Annotated in this window: 19 protein-coding genes and 1 pseudogene; 4 read left to right on the top strand and 16 right to left on the bottom strand. The window is 37.5% G+C overall.

Annotated elements, in window-relative coordinates:
• Positions 1-66: 66 nt before the first annotated feature.
• The 13 genes from ACFIME_RS04265 to ACFIME_RS04325 all read right to left on the bottom strand — a co-directional run bounded on the left by ACFIME_RS04265 (position 67) and on the right by ACFIME_RS04325 (position 14,997).
• Positions 67-192: a hypothetical protein gene (locus ACFIME_RS04265; RefSeq protein WP_375617587.1), complete on the bottom strand. Its 126-nt coding sequence runs from the start codon at positions 190-192 to the stop codon at positions 67-69.
• A gap of 347 nt (positions 193-539) precedes the next feature.
• Complete coding sequence (locus ACFIME_RS04270) at positions 540-1,364, bottom strand: outer membrane protein (RefSeq protein ID WP_375634241.1); 825 nt, start codon at positions 1,362-1,364, stop codon at positions 540-542.
• Between the two features lie 452 nt (positions 1,365-1,816).
• On the bottom strand, positions 1,817-4,762 hold the full coding sequence (locus ACFIME_RS04275; protein ID WP_375684548.1) for a bifunctional [glutamine synthetase] adenylyltransferase/[glutamine synthetase]-adenylyl-L-tyrosine phosphorylase: 2,946 nt from the start codon (positions 4,760-4,762) through the stop codon (positions 1,817-1,819).
• 77 nt (positions 4,763-4,839) lie between these two features.
• The gene (locus ACFIME_RS04280) at positions 4,840-6,222 is read right to left on the bottom strand and encodes a HAMP domain-containing sensor histidine kinase (RefSeq protein ID WP_012754869.1); all 1,383 of its coding nucleotides are present in this window, start codon (positions 6,220-6,222) and stop codon (positions 4,840-4,842) included.
• On the bottom strand, positions 6,219-6,905 hold the full coding sequence (locus ACFIME_RS04285) for a response regulator transcription factor (protein ID WP_012754868.1): 687 nt from the start codon (positions 6,903-6,905) through the stop codon (positions 6,219-6,221). The genes ACFIME_RS04280 and ACFIME_RS04285 overlap by 4 nt, the downstream gene beginning before the upstream one ends.
• Positions 6,906-6,977: 72 nt before the next feature.
• Positions 6,978-8,489 (bottom strand): Do family serine endopeptidase, encoded by a 1,512-nt coding sequence (locus ACFIME_RS04290; protein ID WP_375611163.1) that lies wholly within the window; start codon positions 8,487-8,489, stop codon positions 6,978-6,980.
• A gap of 217 nt (positions 8,490-8,706) precedes the next feature.
• Positions 8,707-9,117 (bottom strand): cytochrome c-type biogenesis protein CcmH, encoded by a 411-nt coding sequence (locus tag ACFIME_RS04295; RefSeq protein ID WP_375684549.1) that lies wholly within the window; start codon positions 9,115-9,117, stop codon positions 8,707-8,709.
• Between the two features lies 1 nt (position 9,118).
• Positions 9,119-11,098 carry a heme lyase CcmF/NrfE family subunit gene (locus ACFIME_RS04300; protein WP_375684550.1) on the bottom strand — a complete coding sequence of 660 codons (1,980 nt, stop codon included), beginning with the start codon at positions 11,096-11,098 and terminating at the stop codon, positions 9,119-9,121.
• Between the two features lie 7 nt (positions 11,099-11,105).
• Entirely contained in the window at positions 11,106-11,585 is a 480-nt protein-coding gene (gene ccmE, locus ACFIME_RS04305) for a cytochrome c maturation protein CcmE (protein WP_375634251.1), read from the bottom strand.
• Between the two features lie 65 nt (positions 11,586-11,650).
• Complete coding sequence (locus ACFIME_RS04310) at positions 11,651-12,421, bottom strand: tetratricopeptide repeat protein (protein WP_375684551.1); 771 nt, start codon at positions 12,419-12,421, stop codon at positions 11,651-11,653.
• Between the two features lie 234 nt (positions 12,422-12,655).
• Entirely contained in the window at positions 12,656-14,074 is a 1,419-nt protein-coding gene (locus ACFIME_RS04315; protein WP_375654975.1) for an ATP-binding protein, read from the bottom strand.
• Positions 14,074-14,739, bottom strand: a complete 666-nt coding sequence (locus ACFIME_RS04320; RefSeq protein ID WP_375634257.1) for a response regulator transcription factor — start codon at positions 14,737-14,739, stop codon at positions 14,074-14,076. The genes ACFIME_RS04315 and ACFIME_RS04320 overlap by 1 nt, the downstream gene beginning before the upstream one ends.
• Before the next feature lie 21 nt (positions 14,740-14,760).
• Entirely contained in the window at positions 14,761-14,997 is a 237-nt protein-coding gene (locus tag ACFIME_RS04325; RefSeq protein ID WP_375622279.1) for a hypothetical protein, read from the bottom strand.
• A 345-nt stretch (positions 14,998-15,342) separates the two neighbouring features.
• On the opposite strand from ACFIME_RS04325, the gene ACFIME_RS04330 reads away from it, so the two are divergent.
• From ACFIME_RS04330 to ACFIME_RS04345, 4 genes are all read left to right on the top strand, one after another.
• Complete coding sequence (locus ACFIME_RS04330) at positions 15,343-17,496, top strand: transglycosylase domain-containing protein (protein ID WP_375684552.1); 2,154 nt, start codon at positions 15,343-15,345, stop codon at positions 17,494-17,496.
• A 17-nt stretch (positions 17,497-17,513) separates the two neighbouring features.
• On the top strand, positions 17,514-18,110 hold the full coding sequence (locus ACFIME_RS04335; protein ID WP_375654977.1) for a DUF1214 domain-containing protein: 597 nt from the start codon (positions 17,514-17,516) through the stop codon (positions 18,108-18,110).
• The gene (locus ACFIME_RS04340) at positions 18,103-18,642 is read left to right on the top strand and encodes a hypothetical protein (protein WP_375661783.1); all 540 of its coding nucleotides are present in this window, start codon (positions 18,103-18,105) and stop codon (positions 18,640-18,642) included. The genes ACFIME_RS04335 and ACFIME_RS04340 overlap by 8 nt, the downstream gene beginning before the upstream one ends.
• A 527-nt stretch (positions 18,643-19,169) precedes the next feature.
• Entirely contained in the window at positions 19,170-19,955 is a 786-nt protein-coding gene (locus ACFIME_RS04345; protein WP_375684553.1) for a DUF1499 domain-containing protein, read from the top strand.
• 687 nt (positions 19,956-20,642) lie between these two features.
• On the opposite strand, the gene ACFIME_RS04350 is transcribed toward ACFIME_RS04345, so the two are convergent.
• From ACFIME_RS04350 to ACFIME_RS04360, 3 genes and pseudogenes are all read right to left on the bottom strand, one after another.
• A complete protein-coding gene (locus tag ACFIME_RS04350) occupies positions 20,643-21,167 on the bottom strand; it encodes a hypothetical protein (RefSeq protein ID WP_375661781.1) in 525 nt (174 codons plus the stop codon).
• A gap of 424 nt (positions 21,168-21,591) precedes the next feature.
• Positions 21,592-22,915: pseudogene (locus tag ACFIME_RS04355) on the bottom strand (PBSX family phage terminase large subunit).
• Entirely contained in the window at positions 22,896-23,210 is a 315-nt protein-coding gene (locus ACFIME_RS04360; RefSeq protein ID WP_375684554.1) for a hypothetical protein, read from the bottom strand. The pseudogene ACFIME_RS04355 and the gene ACFIME_RS04360 overlap by 20 nt, the downstream one beginning before the upstream one ends.
• Positions 23,211-23,407 lie beyond the last annotated feature (197 nt).

Genomic DNA, 23,407 nt, shown 5'->3' on the forward strand with positions numbered 1-23,407 from the left:
TTGATTGTATGAGAGATCTTTCAAATAAAATAAAATGCCATTAGCTTGCCAATTCACATGTTGGTTTTAAAAAGCATCTTTTAAAGCACCAAAACCCATTTCCCGACGACACCTATGAATGATGTAATGATAAGTCCATTTAGCAACACCATCTTCACGTTTATGGAAAAGCAAGCTAGTATCAAATCTCATACTTTGCCACCCCCTAATGTAGCAACAGCCTTTAGCACTTAAGATAGTTCATAAGAAGCATTTTTATTCTTTCTTTAATGTTTTTTATCTCACGACTCCCCCTCTTTTTGACGTGCAAAAGACATGGTTTTGATTGGTTCAATATAGTATAGGTTTAAAATGAGAAAATCTTATGACACTCGGGTCTCTCACTCAACATGACAAAAAGTAATTTATATTTATAAATCAAAGTATTGTTCGAATAAAATAGTAGCTCTTTTGAGTAAAGGATATTTACTAGAACATACCTGAAAAATAAAAGCCTCATTCGAAAATGAGACTTTTGAAGTGTTTTATTCTGCAAAAAATTAAAATTTATAAGCTACACCCACGCGGAAATCATTTGTTTTGTAGCCCATTTCAAATTTATCCTGTATGAACTTCTTTTTGCCAAAATCTGAATAACGATATTCTGCACGCACAATAACATTATCAGTCATTGCAAAATCAATACCACCTCCAAGGGTATAACCAATCATGGTCTTTTTTTCATCATGCAACCAATCAGAAAAATCAACTTCTCCATTTTTGCTATCAGCTACTGCCGCAAAAATATTCTGAAGCTGCGTATAAGCAATCCCTCCGGAAATATAAGGCATCATACGCTCAATCGCAAAACCAACTCTCACCCGTGTAGCACCAGCCCATTTTTGTTTTAAAGTATGACGTACAGCTTTAATACGCCTTGTTGAATCATTCTCCTGCAAATCTCTTGTTAGACTTGTTTCTTCTATAGGTTTTGGTGTTTCTTCAGTTGGACTTTTTTTCGGTAGATTGACATCTTTAGAATCCTTTTTACCAGACCACATAATATCTGTATCAACACCTATAATAAAACTATTATCGATATCAATATTGGAACCCGCATAAACTCCCCCGATAAAACCAGAAAGTTTAGGTAAATTCTCCTTTCCAATTGGATTCCATATCCCTGTCTCATGTTTTAAATAACTTGCAGTTGTTTTACCTGAAAAGTTACCAATCTGTCCTCCAAGATAAAATCCTGTCCAAGACAAAGCAGGCGCTGGAATAACAGGAACAGGTTGTTCAGGAATAACGATATCCGACGCCTGTACTACAGAAATTGAAATTAAAGAAAATAGAGATGTTGAGGCTAAATACTTTGTAATCATAATTGCTCCCCTAAAAGCTAATGTGATACATAAATAATGGTAAATCGTTTCACAATTTTTTGAAAAAATCTATAGCAAAAATGACACAGTTAAAAAATTAAAATTAGTTTTAAATAAAGCTTAAATATTATTTATAATTTCCAGAAACTATTAATCTATAGCAGCTTTTATAGCTTCATATTGATCATCATTATATTCAATAATATAAATAATTATAATGTCAATTTTTTGAAAAAATGAGATAACGCTCATAAAAAATATGATTCACTAAATTAATCACTCATCGTTTTTTGTATAAAGAATGATACCTAGAATGGAGAATTTTTTCATCACACTTGAAAAACCAGTAGAGAACTTCACTCTAACCATCTCAAGCGTCTATGAAATGAAAGACAAAAAATTAATATATAAAAATGGAATTAATAATTTTTATTTATTCTTATAGAATTATTTTAATGTTTCATGATTTTTGAAAAAACTGAACAGACCAATTGCCCAGTTTCTGCAATTAATTTTTCAACACGAAGCAAATCAGGTTCCCCAACACTATTCAACAAAAGGTCACTTAATCCAGGTGGCATATCATTGGGATCAAGAGAATCATTTAAGCAAAGCCGTATAATTTGACTCAAATTTGTATAAAGACGATAGGCATAATGTAAATCAGCAATACATGACTGATTAAGAAAACTGTTTGGTAAGTGATCTAAAATATCCGCTGTCGTCGCTCCAATTTGAAACTCAATGACATGCGTAATAAGAGAAAATTGAGCAATAAACTCCAAATCCATAATGCCACCAGACATCGTTTTTAAATCCCATTGATTTTTTGGCGGCTTTTCTTTTGCAATCAAGGCACGCATTTCACATACTTCTTTTGCAACTTCCTTCTTATCACGAGAAATAGCAATAATTGCACACACTTCATTTTCTAGCTTTTGTAAAAAATCAGGGTCTCCTGCAATGCCTCGAGCCCTTGTTAAAGCAAGATATTCCCATATCCATGCTTCTTGGCGATAGTACTTTTTAAAAAATGGAAAAGAAACAGCAATAGGTCCTTTATTGCCTAATGGCCGTAACCTTAAATCAACGACATAAAGAATACCTTGGCTTGTAAGAGTGGATAAAGCAGAAACGAGGCGCTGTGCTAAACGCGTATAATATTGAGAGATATAAAGAGGCTTTTCTCCATCAGATATTTCTACATCATTATCGTGTTCATAAAGCAAAACGAGGTCAACATCGGAATCTGCTGTTAATTCGCGACTTCCAAGCTTCCCCATACCCAATATGCCAACACGCCCCCCTTTAATACGACCATGAAGACGAGAAAATTCCTCTTGAACGGTAGCAAATGTTTTTGTAATCATAAGATCAGCAAGCGCAGTAAAAGCAAAACCCGCTCTTTCTCCTGTAATTGTACCGTTTAAAATTCGAATACCAATCAAAAAACGTTGTTCATCTGCAAAAATCCTTAAATGGTCAAGAATTTTCTCATAAGAAAGAACATTTTCAAGAAAATATTCAAGCCGTTTTTCTAAGTACGTTTTGGTCGGTAATGCTGAAAGAATATTCGGATCTAACATTCCATCAAAAACATGGGACCTGCGTGCAATAATTTCTGCAAGACGTGGAGCAGCACCCATAATAAGGACAAGCATATCCAAAAGAGAGGGATTAGACTGTAAAAGACTAAAAAGCTGAATTCCTGAAGGTAAGCCCTGTAAAAAACTATCAAAACGCAACATCGCCTCATCAGCTCGTTTTGTCCCACCAAAAGCTTTCAAAAGAGCTGGTGTTAATTCCGTTAATCTCTCGCGTGCTTCGGCTGATTGCGTTGCTTTATAACGACCACAATGGAGAGTACGCATAATACGACAAATATCACTTGCTCTTTCAAAGCCTAAACAGCTTAACGTTATTAATGTCTCCGGATCATCTTCTTCACCTGTAAAAACTAAATTACCAATTTCTAAACCAAGCTCTTGCTCATTCTCAAACAGTGCTGCATAATGTTTTTCAACAACCTGCAGTGTTTTTAATAAATCATGGATAAAACTGCTACTGTCCTGATAACCCATTAAATAGGCAACACTCGTGAATTGAGCAATATCATTTGGAAGAAGGTGTGTTTGTTCATCGAAAAGCATCTGAATACGATGTTCCACATTTCGAAGAAAAGCATAACTTTTTATAAGGCTATTTCTTGTTTTCTCACTGATCCAACCAAGCGTGTGAAGTTCTGCTAACATTGCCACTGTCTGACGTCCACGTAATTGAGGAAAACGCCCACCGGCAATGAGCTGTTGTGTCTGAACAAAAAACTCAATCTCACGAATACCGCCACGACCTAACTTTATATTATGCCCATAAGCTGCAATTTGACCATAATTTTTATGCGCATGAATTTGACGTTTGATCGAATGAATATCAGCAATAGCAGCGTAATCTAAATATTTCCGCCACACATAGGGAAAAAGCTCTTTAAGAAAGTTAAAACCTGCCCTCTTATCGCCAGCAACTGGACGTGCTTTAATCATGGCTGCTCGTTCCCAATTTTGCCCACGCCCTTCGTAATACCGCAAGGCAGTCCTTACTGGTAAGGCCAAAGGGGTTGATCCTGGATCTGGACGAAGCCGAAAATCAAGACGAAAAACATATCCTTCCGCAGTGCGTTCTTGAATGATACGGATTAATCGGCGTACCATTTTAGAAAATACGTCAACACTTTCAGAAAGATTACCAATATGAGGTGATGTTTCATCAATGAAAACAATAAGATCAATATCAGAAGAATAATTAAGTTCCCCTGCTCCTAATTTTCCCATCCCTAAAATAATTAAACCACAGTCTTTTTCTGGATTCTCACGGCTTAATAAATTGATCTTACCATGATCATGCGTTTCTCTTAATAGAAAACGCAACGCTACACTTAATGCTGCTTCGCCCAAACGTGTCAACCAAGCACATGAAACTTCGTAAGTAAAAACACCACTCAAATCAGCTAAAGCAATGAGAACATGCGCTTCTCGTTTTTTGCGCCTTAAAGCAGCCATCAATGAAGTTTCATTTATAGTTTCATCCTTATCAATAGCCGTAATATCATCTATAATTTCGCTCAGCCTTGTTTCTATATCAACATTCAATAAAGCACTAAGATATGATGGATTGGCAATTAAAACCTCACGCAAAAAAGGAGATAAGGTCATAACTGAACTGATAAAATCAATCTGCGTTCCACTCTCTGAAATAAGGGAAACAAGCGATTCTAGACCTTCTTTCCTTGCTTGTTCTTCCATGTCTTTTAACCATTGGGAACCACTTTTATCGAGAGGGCATAAAGGGAGAAGCTGTGTTTTTAAAAAAGCTTGTTTCGTCTGCGCTTCCTTGAAAAGCATTTTGCCTTCCTTTCTATTGCTTTATACTTTTAAAATAGTTGTTATGTATGAAAAGAGAAAAGTGAAGAAAAATATTTTTAAGGAAATAACAAGACAGCCCTAAGCCCTGGATTTGCATTTTCAAGTAACAATTCACCCCCGTGAAGCTTCATAACCGCTTTTGCTATGCTTAAACCAATCCCAAACCCAGGTTGTGTGCGGCTTTCTTCAAGACGAACAAATCGTTCTGTCACTTTTTCAAGTTTATCCTCTGCTATTCCTGGTCCATTATCGCTCACAACAACTAATAAATGTTCATCACGATATTCCATTGATAAGCAAACCTCCGCTTTCCTTTCACCTTTAGACGCATATTTAATGGCATTATCTATAAGGTTAAAAATTGATTGTGCCACAAGCTCACGATTCAACTTAAGCTCTTTATCAAATATATTCCCCAACCGAAGTAAAACACCTGACTCTTCAGCAAAAGGTTCGTAAATCTCAACAGCATCTTCAAGGATCAGTTTCATGTTCATCATTTCAAGATGCTCAATTGCACTGCTGGCCTCAATACGTGAAATCATTAAAATCGCATTGAACGTACAAATAAGTTGATCTGATTCTGCAATAACCCTATCAAGGACCTGACGATATTCAAGCTTTGTCTTATTTCCTGAAAGCGCCTCTTCAGCGCGATTTCTAAGACGTGTTAACGGCGTTTTCAGATCATGAGCAATATTATCTGATACTTGACGTAAACCAATATTTAACTCTTCAATGCGGTCTAACATAACATTAAGATTAGTTGACAATCGATCAAACTCATCCCCTACTCCAGAAACAGGTAAACGCCCACTAAAATCACCATCCATCAGACGCTGTGATGCAGCCGTTACATGATCAATCCTTTGTAAAGCTCTCCTTCCAACAAAAAACCATATAAGTAAAGCGCCTCCAACCATTGCAGCAAGTGCAATGATCACAGCTTTACGAATAACCACTGCAAAACGTTCTGGCTCATCCAAATCGCGTCCTATAAGAATCTTCATAGCATTAGGTAAATCAACAATAACCGCCAAAGCGCGATGTTCACTTGTTTTGCCATGTTCTCCAAAACGGGAATACAAAAAAGAGGTAGAAATAAAACCACTCTGATTCAAAAGACCTAATTCAATACGTGCTACATTTCCTGCTAAAATACGCCCCATAGAATCCGTGACAAGATAAAGAAATGCTCCTGGTTGTCTTGAACGATAATCAATAGTACGCATTAATAAGGATAATCCCCCATAATTATAAGCATTTTCAATATACTTTAATTCTTCATGTAAAGCCTGTTCAGTTTGCTCTGTTAACAATGAAGCAGAAAATGCCGTCATATAAATAGAAAGCCCTGTTGCCACCAATCCAAACAATAAAATGTAAAGCGCTGAAAGCCTTAGCGCCGTCGTGCGCATTATATTAATCAAACGATTCATGCTTTGTTATCTGGTGCTTTCAGCATATATCCAGCTCCACGCACAGTATGGAGAAGGGGAACATCAAAATCTTTTTCAATTTTGGCTCTCAAACGGGAGATATGGACATCAATGACATTCGTTTGTGGATCAAAGTGGTAATCCCAAACATTTTCCAAAAGCATAGTGCGTGTAACAACCTGCCCCGCATAGCGCATCAAATATTCGAGTAAACGAAACTCTCGTGGTTGCAATAGAATGTTTCTATCACCTCGTTTTACCGTATGTGCTAACCGATCAAGCTCAAGATTACCTACACAGTAAACAGTTTCTGCTTCTTTAGGATTTTTCCGCCGTTGTAAAACTTCAACACGCGCAAGAAGTTCAGAAAAAGCATAAGGCTTTGTCAAATAATCATCTCCCCCTGCACGCAGCCCCGTTACACGATCATTAACTTGCCCTAAAGCAGACAGAATAAGAACCGGTGTTTCATTGCCTTTAGCGCGCAATTCAGCAATAATAGAAAGACCATCACGATGCAAAAGCATTCGGTCAACAACCATAACGTCATAATTTTCCGTGGTTGCTAAAGCGTATCCCGTATCTCCATCATAAGCAACATCAACAGAATGCCCTACTTCCAAAAATGCTTTTTCGAGATAATGCCCCGTCTCATGATCATCTTCAATAACGAGTATCTTCATAAAACGTATCTCCATTATTTTATTATGTTGTAGGACAAATGTTTAATAAACATTTGTCCTACAACTAAAGCCTTATTTTTTGAAAATTGGAAGAGCAACAAAACGATTTTGATCATTTGTTCGCACTTGTAAGAGTATAGCCTTTCGTCCTAACTGCTGAGCATTTTTGATTGTGTTAATAATATCAGAGACTCGTTTAACTGGTTTATTATTTACTGTCACAATGATATCACCAGGGCGTATCCCTTTATCTGCAGCATCTGAATCGGTATCGACATCCGTTACGACAACCCCTACACCATCATCAGAAGGCATAACAATCAAACCATAATCTTCCAATGTTTCATCTAAATCACTCTGTCCATTTGAATATTTTGAAGTCTCTTTCTTACTTTCATCTTCAGACATTGAAGCGAGTTTAACCTTTATACTCTCCTCCTTACCTGATCTCCAAATCCCTATGGTTACCATTTCTCCTGGTTTAATATTTGCAATACGTTTCGCCAGCTCACGCGCATCAGCAACTTTTTCATTATTCACTGAAATAATTACATCACCCGCTTTAATACCAGCCTTTTCTGCCGGTCCTTTTAACGGATCAGTAACCAAAGCACCCTTGGCTTCTTTCAATCCTATTGAATCGGAAATCTCCTTTGTTACCGGCTGAATCTGAACACCTAACCAACCACGTTGAACTGAACCTTTTTCAATAAGTTGTTGTACAACCTGTTTTACAGTCGCTGCTGGAATAGCAAAAGCAATCCCAACATTTCCTCCAGAAGGAGAAAAAATTGCTGTATTAACCCCAACAACCTTTCCATTAAGATCAAACGTTGGACCACCAGAGTTTCCTCTATTAACAGCAGCATCAATCTGAATAAAATCATCGTACACACCAGTGCCAATATCACGTCCACGTGCAGAAACAATACCTGCTGTCACAGTTCCACCAAGACCAAATGGATTCCCAATGGCAACAACCCAATCCCCAACACGAAGCTTTGAATCATCACCAAAATCAACATAAGAAAATTTTCTTTTATCATTCACTTTTAATACGGCAAGGTCGGTTTTTGGGTCTTTCCCAATGAGCTTTGCATTCAATTCTGTACCATCATCAAGAACAACAGTATAACTTGTTCCATCAGAAATCACATGATCATTGGTCACAATGTAACCATCAGACGAAATAAAAAAACCCGATCCAAAAGCAACAGGACGGAGTCTCTGCGATTGGTGCGGAAATTTATTTTTAGGTTTATCAAAATCATAAAACTCTTTAAAAAATCTTTTTAAAGGATGCTGATCTGGTAATTGATCAAGTCCTGGACCACTAAAAAAGTTGCTAAAGAACCTATCTTCTTTCTTTTTATTGCTCTTTACTTGTACTGCTACAACGGCTGGTTTCACTTGAGCAACAATATCGGCAAATCCCTGTTGTTGCATTAACGAAGTAAATACAGAACTTGCATGAGCCTTTGTCATCCACAAGCTTGATGTACATCCACTAAAAAACAGTGCACTTTCCAATATCGCAGAAAAACTCACTGCGACAAATGTTTTAAAGAAAGCCTTTTTAACCATTTATTCTATGCTCCTATTCAATCATACCTTTATTTCAATTCCGATCACTTATAAAATATCAGACCTTACCGTTTTCTGTCTAAATTATTAAAGTTTTGTAAGGCTTCAGTATTCCCTAATATAATTACAATAAGATTGTCTGCTCATTGCAGATGATCTGATTTTTTTCTTTTATGTAACATTTTTTTAATGCAATGACATTTTTGACTGTTCTTTTTCATTCACATAACGCATGATTATTTCGTTTGAAGTGGAAAAATATGATACTTACGCCAATGATAATAATGATCAAAGGCGAGAACCATAAAAACCAAGTTATCCTATTCAATGGTGGTTTCAAGAGAATAAATTCACCATATCGCTCAACAAGAAAGTCAATGACTTGCTGATTACTATAGCCCATTTTTAGCCTTTCCCGAATTAAAAGCCGTAAATCACGTGCTAAAGCAGCATCTGAATCATCAATTGATTGATTTTGACAAACCGGACAACGTAAATGCGATGAAATATGGCGTGCTCGCGCTTCAAGAATCTTATCCTTTAAAATCTCATCCGGCTCTACTGCTATTGCTAATCGAAAAGGAAATGTTGCAATTAAAAAAAATACAATCCAAAGATTTTTTTTCATCTCAATGTTTTTTCCAAAAATTTAAAGCAAGCACTACCCTATTGTACATACCAATGCGAAACCAATACCCCAGAAGAGAAAGACATCCCCCCATAGCCATCATGAATGCCCCTAACCAAATACATATTACATAAGGCTTCCACCATACGTGCACAACGAGACCCCGATTATCAATATGTCCCGGTACAATATATAGCTGTGATAAGCCATGATGTTTAAGACCAACTTCTGTTGTTGATGTATTTTGGCTTGAATAAAATCGCTTTGAGGCTGTTACATGACCTACAATGTTTTTATTTTCATATATTTTAAAATAAAACTCCATTGTTGAATAATTCGAACCAACACCATCATACACTGCATCAAAATGAAGCGTTTTATCCGCTATCGTCACCCTATCCCCTACGTTCATGATTAAAATACGTTCTTGCCCAAAACTTGCCACGCAAACAATACCAAATAATGTAACGCCTAATCCCATATGTGCTATTGCTGCACCAAAAGTAGACCATGGCAATCCAAGAAATCTCTTAACGCGTACTGAAAAAGCTCTCTTGCCATATCCACTCTTTCCCCATAGATCCGCTAAACTGCCTAAAAAAACAAACGCTGAAAGCCCAATCCCTAAAACTGCAAAAATATCACGCACAGATGCCGCATAGAATATTATAAAACAGACGATACCAACCAATACAAAAACAAACCACAACCGTTCAAAAACTGCAAGAAAATCACCGCGTTTCCATGCCATCATTGTCCCAAATGGAACAAACAACAACAGCAAAACCATTAGCGGTCCACAGGTAAGGTTAAAAAAAGCAGCCCCTACAGAAATTTTTTGCCCTGTTAATATCTCAATAAAATAAGGATAAAGCGTACCAATCAATACTGTTGCTGTTATTGTTGTCAGTAACAAGTTATTTAAAACAATAAACCCTTCACGTGAAATTGGTTGAAAAAATCTTTCTGTTTTTAAAATAGGGGTACGCAAAGCAAAAAGAAGAAAAGCAGCTCCCGTAAAAAAAAATAAAAGAGCAAGAATTGCTTGCCCGCGTGCTGAATCAACAGCAAAACTATGAACAGAAACTAAAAGCCCAGAACGCACAAGAAAAGTTCCCATCAGAGAAAGGGAAAAAGTAAGCAGCGCTAAAAACAGAGTCCAACTTTTCAATATTTCTCGTTTTTCGAGAACAAGCGCAGAATGTAAAAGAGCCGTTCCTGAAAGCCACGGCATAAACGAAACATTTTCAACAGGATCCCAAAACCAATACCCCCCCCATCCTAGCTCATAATAAGCCCAATAAGAGCCAACCATAATACCCAATGTCAAAAAACACCAAGAAAGTAAAAGCCACGGACGAATCCCACGCGCCCAAATTCTATCAACATGTCCCATAATCAATGCCGCAACGGCAAAAGAAAAACAAAGTGAAAAACCGACATAACCTAAATAAAGTAGCGGTGGATGAATTGCTAATGCGATATCTTGTAAAAGAGGATTGAGACCATTTCCCTGCAATGCTGGTGGATTTACGCGTAAAAATGGATTGGATACAAAAAGAATAAATAAAAGAAAAGCAGTTGTAATCCAACTTTGGCAAATTAAAACAAGCGTCTTAAAATCTTCTGGCAAATGTTGGCTAAAAAAAGCCATCAATGCACTAAAAAAAGCAAGACTTAAAACCCACAACAACATAGAGCCTTCGTGGTTGCCCCAAACACCTGTAATTTTATAGAGCATCGGTTTTTCTGAATGAGAATTCTCAACAACGTTCAAAACAGAAAAATCAGATACAACATAAGCATAAATTATCACTAAAAAAGATAAAAGCAGTAATGTAAAAGTAATATATGTTAGAGGAACAACTGTTTGCATTAACAAACGCTCTCTCCACCAAAAACCTAAAGCAGGTAAAAATACCCCTAATAAGCTTACTGAAAATGCTGCAGCTAAAAAAATATGACCCAGTTCGACAAGCACAATCGAATTATTTCTCCATAATGTAATGTTTTTTCAAACGATCAGCTGTTTCTTTAGGCATATAAGTTTCATCATGTTTTGCTAAAATACGCATCCCTATAAAAAATCCCTGTTTATCGAAATGCCCTTCTACGATCACCCCCTGACCTTCACGAAAAAGATCCGGTAAGGCACCATTGAAAACTACTTTTTCATGTTTTTTGTTATCCGTTACAAAAAAAACAACGCCTCTCTCTCCAACATATTGAACAGTTCCCTTTTCAACAAAGCCACCCAAACGCAAAGGGCGCTCCGTTAAAATATCTTCTCTTGTAATTTCAGAGGGCATTCTAAAAAAACTGACCGCATGACGCATTGCATACACTATGAGACTTGCTGCAATTGTTATAACCAAACAACATAATAATATGATCAGTAAGCGCTTTTTTTTTCGCTGCTCTAAAATAACCTTCCATGAGGTAGAATTCTTTAAAGATTGACTGTTCATAGACACTCTGCGAAAAAATTTTAAATACGTTATAACTATTATTTTTTAAGAGCTTTGCACATCTTCTACATAGGTGCAAGATTTCTTTTCTTTGTATGATCACTCGATAAATCACGTAACTGAATCATCATTTTTTTAACACGTGATTGTCCTGAAAAATTTTCAGGCATTGTATCAAGAAAGCTTTGTAAAAATTGCACTGCCTGCGCAGTTTTTCCTGCTTGATGCAATGCATCTGCCAACAATAAACGTGGATAAAAATCTGTTGGCGCTAAATCTGCTGCTTTTTGAAAAGCATTTTGCGCTTCTTGCGTTATCACTCCCCCTTCATAACCAACCAATGCTAAACCGTATCCTACAAGCCTTGGAGCTGTTTCTCCATTCAAACGAAGTGCATCTAAATAAGTATTCACTGCTTCTTGAAAAAGGCTTTCTTCGAGATACCCTACCGCTAACGCATCTGCTAGCTTGCCATCATGAGGTGCACGGAAAAAAAGCACTTGTAAACGAATAAGCTTTTCTTGCTTACTAAGAGTTTGAGGATTTTTATCCATTAATTCGCTAAAAAAATAACTTTTCACTTCTGGATTGCCTGTCAGCCCATAAATATTCCATGTCATAAGGAGAACAAACAAGATACTTAAAGCCTTAAGAATATTTCTTTTTTTATAATGCATATAAAGCTTGTTAAACTCAATCATACGCTTATGGCTTCTGTAACCATCCATGGTTTGAACTTTCCATTCTTTTTTTATCTCATCGTCAAAACGTAGTGAAAGAAAAAGAACACTTGCCAGAAAAATCAGAAAAAATGCTGCAAAAATTAATAAGAGCATATCGTTTTTTTCCAATACGAACAGAGAATAACTCGCTTACATTTTATCCTCTTCATGAGAAAAATGATGTGAATTAATAAAAATTCATTTTTTCATGGAGAATATTATAAAATCTATTATATACATCAATTAAACAAAGAAACTAAAAACAATGTTTCCCTACTCTTTGATGTATTGTCTGAAAATACTGCTTTACAAACTTTATAGACATTTCTTGCTTAAGGAGAAAATATGTTATTCTCCCATCTTAGGTAATAAAACTTTTGCATACAATCCACCCAAATCAGAACGTGATAAAAAGAGATTGCCACCATATTCACTGACCATATCTGAAACAATTGCTAACCCTAAGCCTGACCCTAGTTTACTTTCATTAAACCGCCGCCCTCTTTTTAATGCTTCATCAATTTTGTCTTCTGTTAAACCAGGACCATCATCTTCTACAAAGATACTAAAATATTCTGTTTCTTCAGCATTTTCTTCTAAACAACAAGAGATCAAAACCTTTGCGCGAGACCACTGAGTAGCATTTTCAATCAAATTCCCTATAATTTCTTCTAAATCTTCCTTCTCTCCAGAAAAAACAATATCATCAACATCCATAATAAATTGAATTTGTTTTTCAGGATTAAGCTTTTTCATAACCCGCACCAAGCGTTCAAGCACACTGCGAACAGACGTATGATAGACAACACTATCGCATTGTGCTGCAATCCGCGCACGCTGAAGATAATGATTGATTTGAGCTTGCATTATTTGCGTTTGCTCTCTCAACAAACTAGCCTTTTCTCCGCGCATCTTATCTGTCTCATTCATAATCACGGATAGAGGCGTCTTCAATGAATGCGCGAGATTACCAACCTGTGTGCGAAATCGCTCAATAATACGCTGATTATTATTAATGAGAGTATTCATCTCTTGTACAAGCGGCATCACTTCGCTTACTAAATCCGTATTAACATAATGAACTCTTCCTTCGCGAATATCATTCAATGCACGTCGAATAAGCTTCAACGGTTGAAAACTAAAGAAAATAATAGCAATATTAATAAGAACACTCCCGATACCGAAACTCCAAAGAAAAATTTGCAAAGTTCGCTTAAATTCCTTTACCTGGGCATGAGCTTCATCGATATTCCCAACAAGCCGAAAACGTGCAATATGATTTTTATTATCAAGAACAACATCACTCTCAATCACTTGTAGCTTTTGACCATTGTTCCCCGTTATCCGATAAGAGCGAAAGAATTTATTGTTAAAAGGTATATCAACATCACTTGGTGTAAATATCTCGCCTGTTCCCAATGAGGGGGATGTCAATCTTCCTTTTAAATTATGGGATATCGCAACAACTTCCCAATACCATCCTGTTGTTGGATCAGAATAACGAATATCATCAATCCCAGCCCCTCCTCTTAAAGTACCTTCTGATGACACCGTCACTGTTGCAATAAGACTGTAGAGTTGAGCAGAAAGGATACGCTCTAAGCTTTGTTCAGTCGAACGCTTATAAAATAAAATACTTACTGCAGAAATCGATAAAAGAGAAATAACAACCCATAATGTTGATAAGATCATAACACGTAAACTGAGAGATCGAGTAATTACAAAAAAGAACCTCCTATACCAATTATTCTCTTCAAAAACATTCATTAATCACCTCGCGTTCTCACGCGATATCCCATTCCTCGAATAGTTTCAATCAAATCCACTCCAAGCTTTTTCCGTAACCGACCTACAAAGACTTCCACTGTATTCGAGTCCTTATCAAAATCCTGATCATAAAGATGTTCAGTAAGCTCTGTTCTTGAAATGACCCTGTCACAATGATGCATGAGATACGAAAGCAGTCTGAATTCATAAGATGTTAGTTTAATCAATTGACCATCCACAAAAACACGAGACGTCTTTGTATCCAATAAAACATTTCCGCAACATAATGCACTCGTCGCATGTCCCGTAGTGCGACGAATTAATGCTCGCAAGCGCGCCATCACTTCCTCCAAATGAAATGGCTTCACAACATAATCGTCAGCTCCAGCATCAATACCGTGCACCTTATCAGACCAACGGTCTCGCGCTGTTAGCATTAAAACAGGCATGGAGATCCCTTCTTGACGCCACTTTTCAACAACACTAATACCATCAATCTGCGGTAAACCTATATCAAGTATCACCGCGTCGTAAGACTCTGTGCTACCTAAAAAATAAGCCTCTTCACCATCGAAAGCACTATCGGAAACATATCCTGCACGTCTTACAGCTTCTGCTAATTGATGGTGAAGATTCCGATCATCTTCAACAATTAAGATACGCATCACAACACCATCTGCTAAAGACTAATCAGCAGGAACAAAAAACTCAACACGACGTAACTTTTCACCATTACGGGCTGGTACAACAACCACAATTGCACACATGTCCTTTCCATCCTGAACAACCGGTTTTGAACGGACGAGAACCCCGCTCTCTTGCGCGGCAGCCTTCTTACCTACTTCAGCACACCCAGAAGCTAGAACAGAATCTGCTTCTAAAAAAGCTGCTATTATTACGAACAAGAATTTTTTTTTCATCATAAATATTTCAATAACCCATCTCTTCTCTTCCTTGATAAAGGATAAAAGAAATAATGGTTTTTTTGGTCGATTAAAAAATCACAAATGAAAACAATTTATCCTCTATCTTACAGAAGAACATATTATCATTACTCCAAATTTTTAAAAAATCAAAAAAATATTTTTAATAATGAGAATAAAATTTATTCAATAAAATAATAAAATATTAATATACTATCTTACAAAAAATGCATAATTCTAAAACAAATTCTTTCTCTGTTAGAACTATAGAAAAAAAATACTTCTACTCCATATAATTATGGTAGATTTGTTTGGTTGTATTGCTTTGCCATAGGCTCTCTTTAAATGTTTGATTTTTTTAAAAAAAAGAAAGGGCAACACCGTAAGCCATTTCATAGTCCTGCTCTCATTGAATTAGACGCACGATTAGACACAGCGCTTTATCACATTCGTTCTGCTAACAGTTTTTTCTGGAAAAAGGCAAAAATCGTCTCACAAAATTTTCATCTTCAAGGATGGAAACGTTTTATCGTTGAAGTTCTCGATGAAATACTAACATTAGGGTTGATGGGATTTACTCTTTTTACCATTTTTGGCATTTCTGTTTTTGAACTAACCAAAACAGATTGGTCTTCTCCTAAAAACTTTTCCATTCTTTTTCTAGATCGCTATGGAAATTCCATTGGGCACCGTGGTGCACTGCCGGCAATCTCTGTCCCCGTTGAAGAAATGCCTGACACTGTCATTAAAGCGGTTCTCGCTACAGAAGACCGTCGTTTTTTTGATCATTGGGGTATTGATTTTCAAGGACTTACACGGGCAATTTCACAAAATATGCAAGCTAAAGGTGTGGTGCAAGGTGGTTCAACTCTCACACAACAATTGGCTAAAAATTTATTTTTAACAAACGAAAGAACCATAACACGTAAAATCAAAGAAGCTTATCTTGCTCTTTGGCTAGAAGCAAATTTTAGCAAAAAGCAGATTTTACAACTTTATCTTGACCGAGCCTATATGGGAGGAAACAATTTTGGTATTGCCGCAGCGGCAAAATTTTATTTTGGAAAAAACATACGTCATGTATCTTTAAGTGAATCTGCTATGTTAGCAGGACTCTTTAAAGCTCCAACAAAATATGCCCCTCATAGTCATCTCTTTGCTGCTCAAACACGTGCCAATGTCGTCCTTTCTAATCTTGTTAATAGTGGCTTTATGACAAAGAGCCAAATTATCAATGCGCATCGCCACCCTGCTAAGGCACTTCCCCAAATAGAAAATAATCAGCCAGATTATTTTCTTGATTGGGCATTCGAGGAAGTCAAAAAAATGCGCAATCAACTTCCAAGCCATAGTTTAATTATTCAAACAACCCTTGATCCGAATATTCAAAAAGCAGCAGAAGAATCAATCGCATATCATTTACATCAATATGGTCAACAATATCGCGTAACCCAAGCTGCCACCGTTATACTCGATAATAACGGTGCCGTATGCGCAATTGTTGGAGGACTCGATTATAAAAAGAGCCAATTTAACAGAGCAACACAAGGCGGACGGCAAACTGGTTCTTCATTCAAACCTTATGTTTACGCAACCGCACTGGAACACGGACTGTCTCCCTCGACAATCGTTTTAGATGCTCCTATCAATTGGGGAGGTTGGACACCCAAAAATAATTCTGGTCGTTATTTGGGAAAAATTGATTTAGCAACAGCTTTAGCTTTTTCTATTAATACAGTCCCTGTGTATCTCACCTATCAATATCTTAACCGTGATACCCAACCCATCATAGATCTCATCAAGAATATGGGGATTAACGCGCATATTTTATCACACAAAACAATGGTTCTTGGCACTTCCAATATGACCCCCATGGATCAAGCTACAGGCTTTAATGTCTTTGCCAATGGAGGAATAGCGGGTAATCGTCATGGGTTTACGCAAATCAAAACAATTGATGGTCGTGTCGTGTGGGATTTCGAACATAACGGAAATAAGTTACACCGAGTTCTCAGCAGACAATCAACAGCTTATATGAACCAAATGATGGTGGGTGTCACGACACGAGGATCTGGTAAGCGTGCTGCTCTGCCCATGACTCTCGTCGCAGGGAAAACTGGAACATCACAATCTTATCGTGATGCTTGGTTTGTTGGCTTTACAGGCAATTATACGGGAGCCGTATGGATGGGAAATGATAACTTTTCACCGATGAATCGTGCTTTTGGGGGTGGCGTTCCTGCCATGATATGGCATCGCATCATGCTTGCTGCACATCAAAATATCATGCTCAAACAGCTCTATGGTGTTCAAGATTCTCTCCTTCCTCCTTATCAGCCCCCAGTACTTTCTTCCCATGCAGATTCTGAAGTTCCTCCTCCAATACCCTCTACGCTTTCTCCTGAAACATTGAATATTGTGCGATTGATTAACAAAGATCTGAAAAAAACATCTGCAATTTCTTTGAAAATGAAAACAACTGGAGATTCAACATTTTGAATTCAAGATATTCACTGATGTTTTTTAATATCACCATTTTCTTTTTTATCTTCGCTTTTTCCATTTTATGTGGAAAACTGAGTGTCGATTATGTGCTCAATTCCTTTCCTCATTTTGGACTCTTTAGAATTGGAAAATGGAGTGCTTATCCACAAATGGGAACAGCCAATATGGATCCTTATACCCGCGCCCGCACCGCTAAACAAGGCATTGTTTCACTCGGACGAACTGAAGGTATTCAATTCCAGATTTGGCAAGATAACCAAGGGCGTCCACTTCATCATCACTGTCATTATTTACTCAAAGGCACCATCCCTGAAACCCGTCTTTTTACCCTTTATACAGCTGACAAATCCCTAAAACCCTATACTTCATCCAAAGAAATACCTTTTGAACTCCACACTGACAATATTATCTATGAGCATGATGGCTCATTGCGCATTAATATTTCACCCACACCGCAAACCGGCAATTGGCTTGCAACAGTTAGTCAAAAAGAATTCGGGCTTATTCTTACTTTATACGATACCCCAATCATCTCAGCAACGGCATTACAAACGCTTACAATGCCATCAATAGAACAAATCCCATCAGGACAAATAAATTGTGACTAGATTTATTTATATCGCACTTCTTGCAATCATTGGCGCTATTATTGTTCATATTTGCGTTCTCTTTCTGATCCCCACCTGGGCACAAGATAATATATGGACAACACTAAAAAAATCTGGAACCTCTTATCAATTTGTCGATTTTACGCCCAATAATCCTATTCAGCAATCTGCTGATCCACTCTTTCTTCTTAAAGTCTGCAGATTTAATCTTGAAAATGGACCTGTTCATTTAAAAGCTTTGAAAACACGACAATTTTGGTCACTAGCAGCCTACACACACGACGGAATTATTTTCTATAGCCTTAATGACCGAACAGCCCCTGATGCGACACTCGATCTTATCATTGGAAAACCAATACAAATCATAGAACTCAAAAAATCAAAACCTAAAAAAAATACCAATTCAGTTTTGGTTGCTAAAAATTTGAATGAAGGGTTTGTTATTTTACGTACTTTTGTCCCTTCTTCCCTTGCGAAAAAAGAAAGTGAAGCTTTCCTTTCATCTGCGACCTGCCGTATATTTTATGAATAAAAACCGACTAACCTCTCATTTGTACAACACCTTACTTTCTATACAAAATACATGAAGCCTATCAAAATGGTTATCTTTTTTCTCTATTAATTGAATATTCAAATTTATCTGATTATAAATCCCTCAATTTTTTATTGAGATATAATGAAATCTCTATTGCACATCATCATATCCTATTTGATACGCATTATCTGACAGAAAAAACTCCCCGCAATCAGAAGAGAAAAATCAAGAGTAAAGCTCTAAAAAAATATGCTGCTAACAATTGTAAAACTTGTTATTTGAGTTTATTTCTTTTTATTTACAAACATTCCCATAAAATTCGCATCAATAACATGATAAACTATAGAAGAAATACTGTTTACCTTCAATGAAGTGCCAAAACAATCGCTGGAAACTTATAAGACATTACGCATCCTTGACCTCAAAAATAAGTGCTTTATTTTTGTTTTATGAGCATAAGCTTTTTGTAAGATAGCACTCTGAAAAAACTTGGCTTATAGTTTACAATTGAGGGGAAAAACTTCATGAAGAAGAGATATGTTCGGTTCGTTTCAAGAGCAGCAGTATGGTCCCCTCGATTTGGTGGATTGTCGTTCTTTATTTTATTATTTTCAGTCATTTTACAACGTTTTTCCGTCATTAACGTAAGCGACTTCATAATTTTGATAGGTATCTCTACTGGCTGTGTAATTATTTCTCTTTTTCTGGCTATTAAAGCACTTCATAGTTTATGGTTATATGGTGCTCTAGGGGGAATGAAAGCTTTAAAAGGGATCATTTATTCACTCATAACTGCGACACCATTGATGCTCTTTTTTGGACTTTGGTTTACCTTACCGGCTCTTTACGATATTTCTACCGATACACAAAGCCCGCCGGCTTTTTTTCGCACAATACGTCCCAGCGATGCTTTACCGCTCAAAAGTGTTTTGACTGAACAAGCAGCAATACAGATGTCACAATGGCCAGAAATATCGGGGCGCCGTTATGATGGCTCACCTGACCGTATTCGCGAATCTGTTCTTAATGTTTTAGCTGCATATGATTGGCCTGTTGTAGCGCAACGAGAATTCAAAGGCGAAGAAAATGAAATTTATATCGAAACGAGAGCAAAAACTTTTTACCTTGGCTTTATTTCAGATATTGTCGTTCGTTTAACTGATGAAGGGGATACAACTTTTGTTGATATGCGTTCTGCTTCTCGTTATTTGCCAAGAGATTTGGGGACAAATGCTGCTTTTATTATCGATTTTATGGATGCACTTGATACAGAAATCGCCTCACTTCCTCTCTCACAAGATGATGGATAAAAATCAAGAGAGATAAGGCACTTTATTTCATAAAAATTGCTTATTTTTCAATAAATATGACACATAAGAAGAGAATCACTTTTCAAAAACTATAAACTGACAATGCTTATACAAAAGACAATAATCTCAAAACAACTCATTCTTTAAATAATTAAAAAGATTCAAAAATAGGAAATAAAAAACAGAACTCTTGATGATAATACTGATTTAAAGTATCTATCACAATGTAATCAGTAAACATTTTTTTAAAGATAAATATTATATAAAAATAATAACTTATTTTTTATAAATAACTCTACAAATAACACCTTATAATTATATTTTAAAATAATATAACAACTTGATTTTATATTATTTTAAAATTCCCATATATTTAACTAATAAATTTCCAGAATAATATAATATAAAAAACATAATTGTTGATAATATTGTCCTTTTTATACTCCAGTTCTCACCTTTAAATCTATTGTAAAAAAACATGCAAAATCCAAATCCAATTGCTGTTACTAAGGAGCGAGTAAAAGTATTCATAACAAAAAAATCCAAAATAAAATATCTATTATCACACACAAAAATATCCCTGAAATCAGTTTAGCCATAGCTTTAAAGTATGTTTACAATATCACTGATCTCAGAAATATCTTACTAGCTATTTTCTAAATAAATTAGAAACAGTGTCCCTCCACTTTACGGATGACATTGCTGGTACTTATCTTTAAAACCACTAATAGCTCCTCCAAATCCGCCTGCTACTGCTGTTTCCGGACCACCTAATAAACCAATTAATGCTCCTACGCCTCCCTTTATGGCTGCTGATTCGACATAATCGCTTACTTCACAACTTGGATTCGGATGGCATTCATTGTACTTATCTATAAAACCGTCAGCAGCTCCTTCTAATCCGCCTATTGCTGCTCCTCCCAGACCAAATAATGCACCAGATGCTAGTCCTATGCCTCCGTGTATGGCAGCTGCTTCAACATAATCGCTTGTTTCACAACTTGGTGCCGTATAGCATGCATTGTATTTATCTACCACAGCGTCACCAGCTCCTGCTAGTCCACCTCCTATTGCTCCATTGACAAAGCCAGAACCGACACCTCCCGGTCCAGAAAAAAGACCTCCAACTGCACCAGTAATACCTCCTATTACTTCTCCTACGAGTCCGCCTGCACCTGCCTGCTTGGGAATGAGCTCCTGGGCTACAATCATCTTCTTCTGGAAAAAGCCAACTTTTTGGATGTGAGTTACTACTTGAATCACCAGCTCCTCCTATTCCGCCGCTTACTGCTCCACCGAGTAAGCCAGCACCTGCACCTCCTGGTCTAGCAATAGAACCTCCAGCTGCACCAGCACCACCTCCTAATATTGCTCCTACAACGCCACCTGTACCTGCTGCTTGGGCATAAGCGTCTGTACTATAATCATCTTCTGGAAAAAGCCAACTTTTTGGATGTGAATTACTACTTGAATCATTTGATGAGCTTGAACTACCCATTTAAATCCTCCTTTTATTATTAAAAATAACTGTATCATAATGATGCAGTTGGTGATTCTTTATCTCCTGCGTACCAAGACTTTAAACGCTTATAGATTTCATATTCATCGAGGATTGTCGTTTTTTGAAAGTCTTGATCTAGAATGCCATCCATGATGCCGCTTCTCTTTCCATAGTGCAATAACGCTCTTGCTTGGGTTTGAACTGGGTGCTTCATAGACAATGCACATTAAACCAAAGGCATCCGCCCCATGACTGGACCAATCATGCTCTGCTCCCAAGCCAATATTGCGCTTCTCATCCCATTTCTCGTGATACCAATTCAGTGCTTTGCGCCCTGCGACCGTCATCTCTTCATTGAACCAAACAGACGGCAAAATACGACGCACCGCCTCTATACGCATCTTAACCGCCCCTGCCCCTTGATTAGGGATCACTTGCGTTTCAAAACCCGCATCATTTAAAGCGCTCTCAAAACTCACATTGGGCACACGGTCTCTGGTCGCACCGTCATGGGGGAGAACCATCAATGCCTTCTCATAACCATTTTGACGCAACCAACCGATATGCTCCGATAAAGGCTGCCCCTGCTTCGTAATAATCAAGCACTCTGATCTCTCGCCCCACAAACTGTGCTATCCATATCGCTGTTGCATCTGCCTTGGCGCCCGTACCCCCAAATATCCCAAAAGGCGCGTATCTGCATTAAAGGATCACGAGCAACACGCCCTATCCGCCCCTCCTGCTCGGCTACCAACATTTCCTTTTGATAATAAGCGCCTTGAACCGCTTTCAGATAATCCCCTTCCCAGATATGCTTATAGGTCTCTGGACGGTTTTTCAGATCCTCCAATCGCGCTTCATTCAAAATCTTGGGAAACTTCGGATTGTCTGACCAGTTGATCTCAACACGCTTGATTGCCTCATTGTCTGAAAAGCGAAACCGCTTCTCAACGGGGGCATTCTCTCGCAACGGGTTCCATGTCACCCATAACTCTGCGCGCCATCCCTCTCCCTCTTCTCGCAACGTCGGTATAAGCGTTTGCCAAGCCGTCTCTGTAACGGGCTCCGCCTCATCAACCCAACAAAGCAAAATACGCCCCATGGATTTGATACTGGCAATATTCCGGTCTAAACCAAAAAACTGAAAGGCTATACGACCATCTATCGACTTAATCGACGACTCCCCAACCTTGTAATAGTCCTTTAAAAAGTCATGCGCTTCAATGGCGCGTTTAATTTCCTCCAATGAACTTTCTGCTAGCGAGTTTTGAAACTGCCGTGCACAAAGTATAGTGCCTGATATCCCTCTCCTACCAAATTGATAGCCTTTTAAAGCAGCCATCAAGGCAAATGATCTTGTCTTCCCAGACCCTCGTCCACCCCAAGCCGCTCGTACCAAAGCGTCTCCTGTAAAAATAGGAATGAGTTTTGGAACAATATTAATCTGTCGTGTTGTCATGAACTAAAGGCGCGATTTCTACACGCGTTATCATCTTAATGGCTCCCCCATCTTCACCTGTTACCTGTAAAGGCAACACCTTACCAAGCAACGCTAAATAAGCAGCGGGGCATTTGATTGCCTGTTTTTCGAGATAAGAGATCAAACCATCATCACCATATTTCTTACCAGCGCGCTCTGCTGCCTTAAGCACTGCTTCTTTCAAAATACGTGTCGTTTTATTTGGCACACCTTTTACCCGCCCTTGACCTGCCTTTGGGGGCGTTCTTTTTACAAGTTTTTCAGTGGTTTTCATGTGTGTTTCTTTTTGTAAACAAGACAATAAAAAAACCGCAAAAGCAGGGCTCTGAACAATCAGATAAACTTATAAGAGAGGTAATACCTCTACCGTAATTCTAGACGCAATTCGACTAGTACAGCAATGCCATAAAACACTATTTTTCATATCCTGTCAACAAAAAAAATCACGATATTGTGTATTTTTTATTTTTT

Origin of the sequence: Bartonella sp. AP1QHHD, from assembly GCF_042196265.1 — a bacterium.
Taxonomy (GTDB): Bacteria; Pseudomonadota; Alphaproteobacteria; order Rhizobiales; family Rhizobiaceae; genus Bartonella.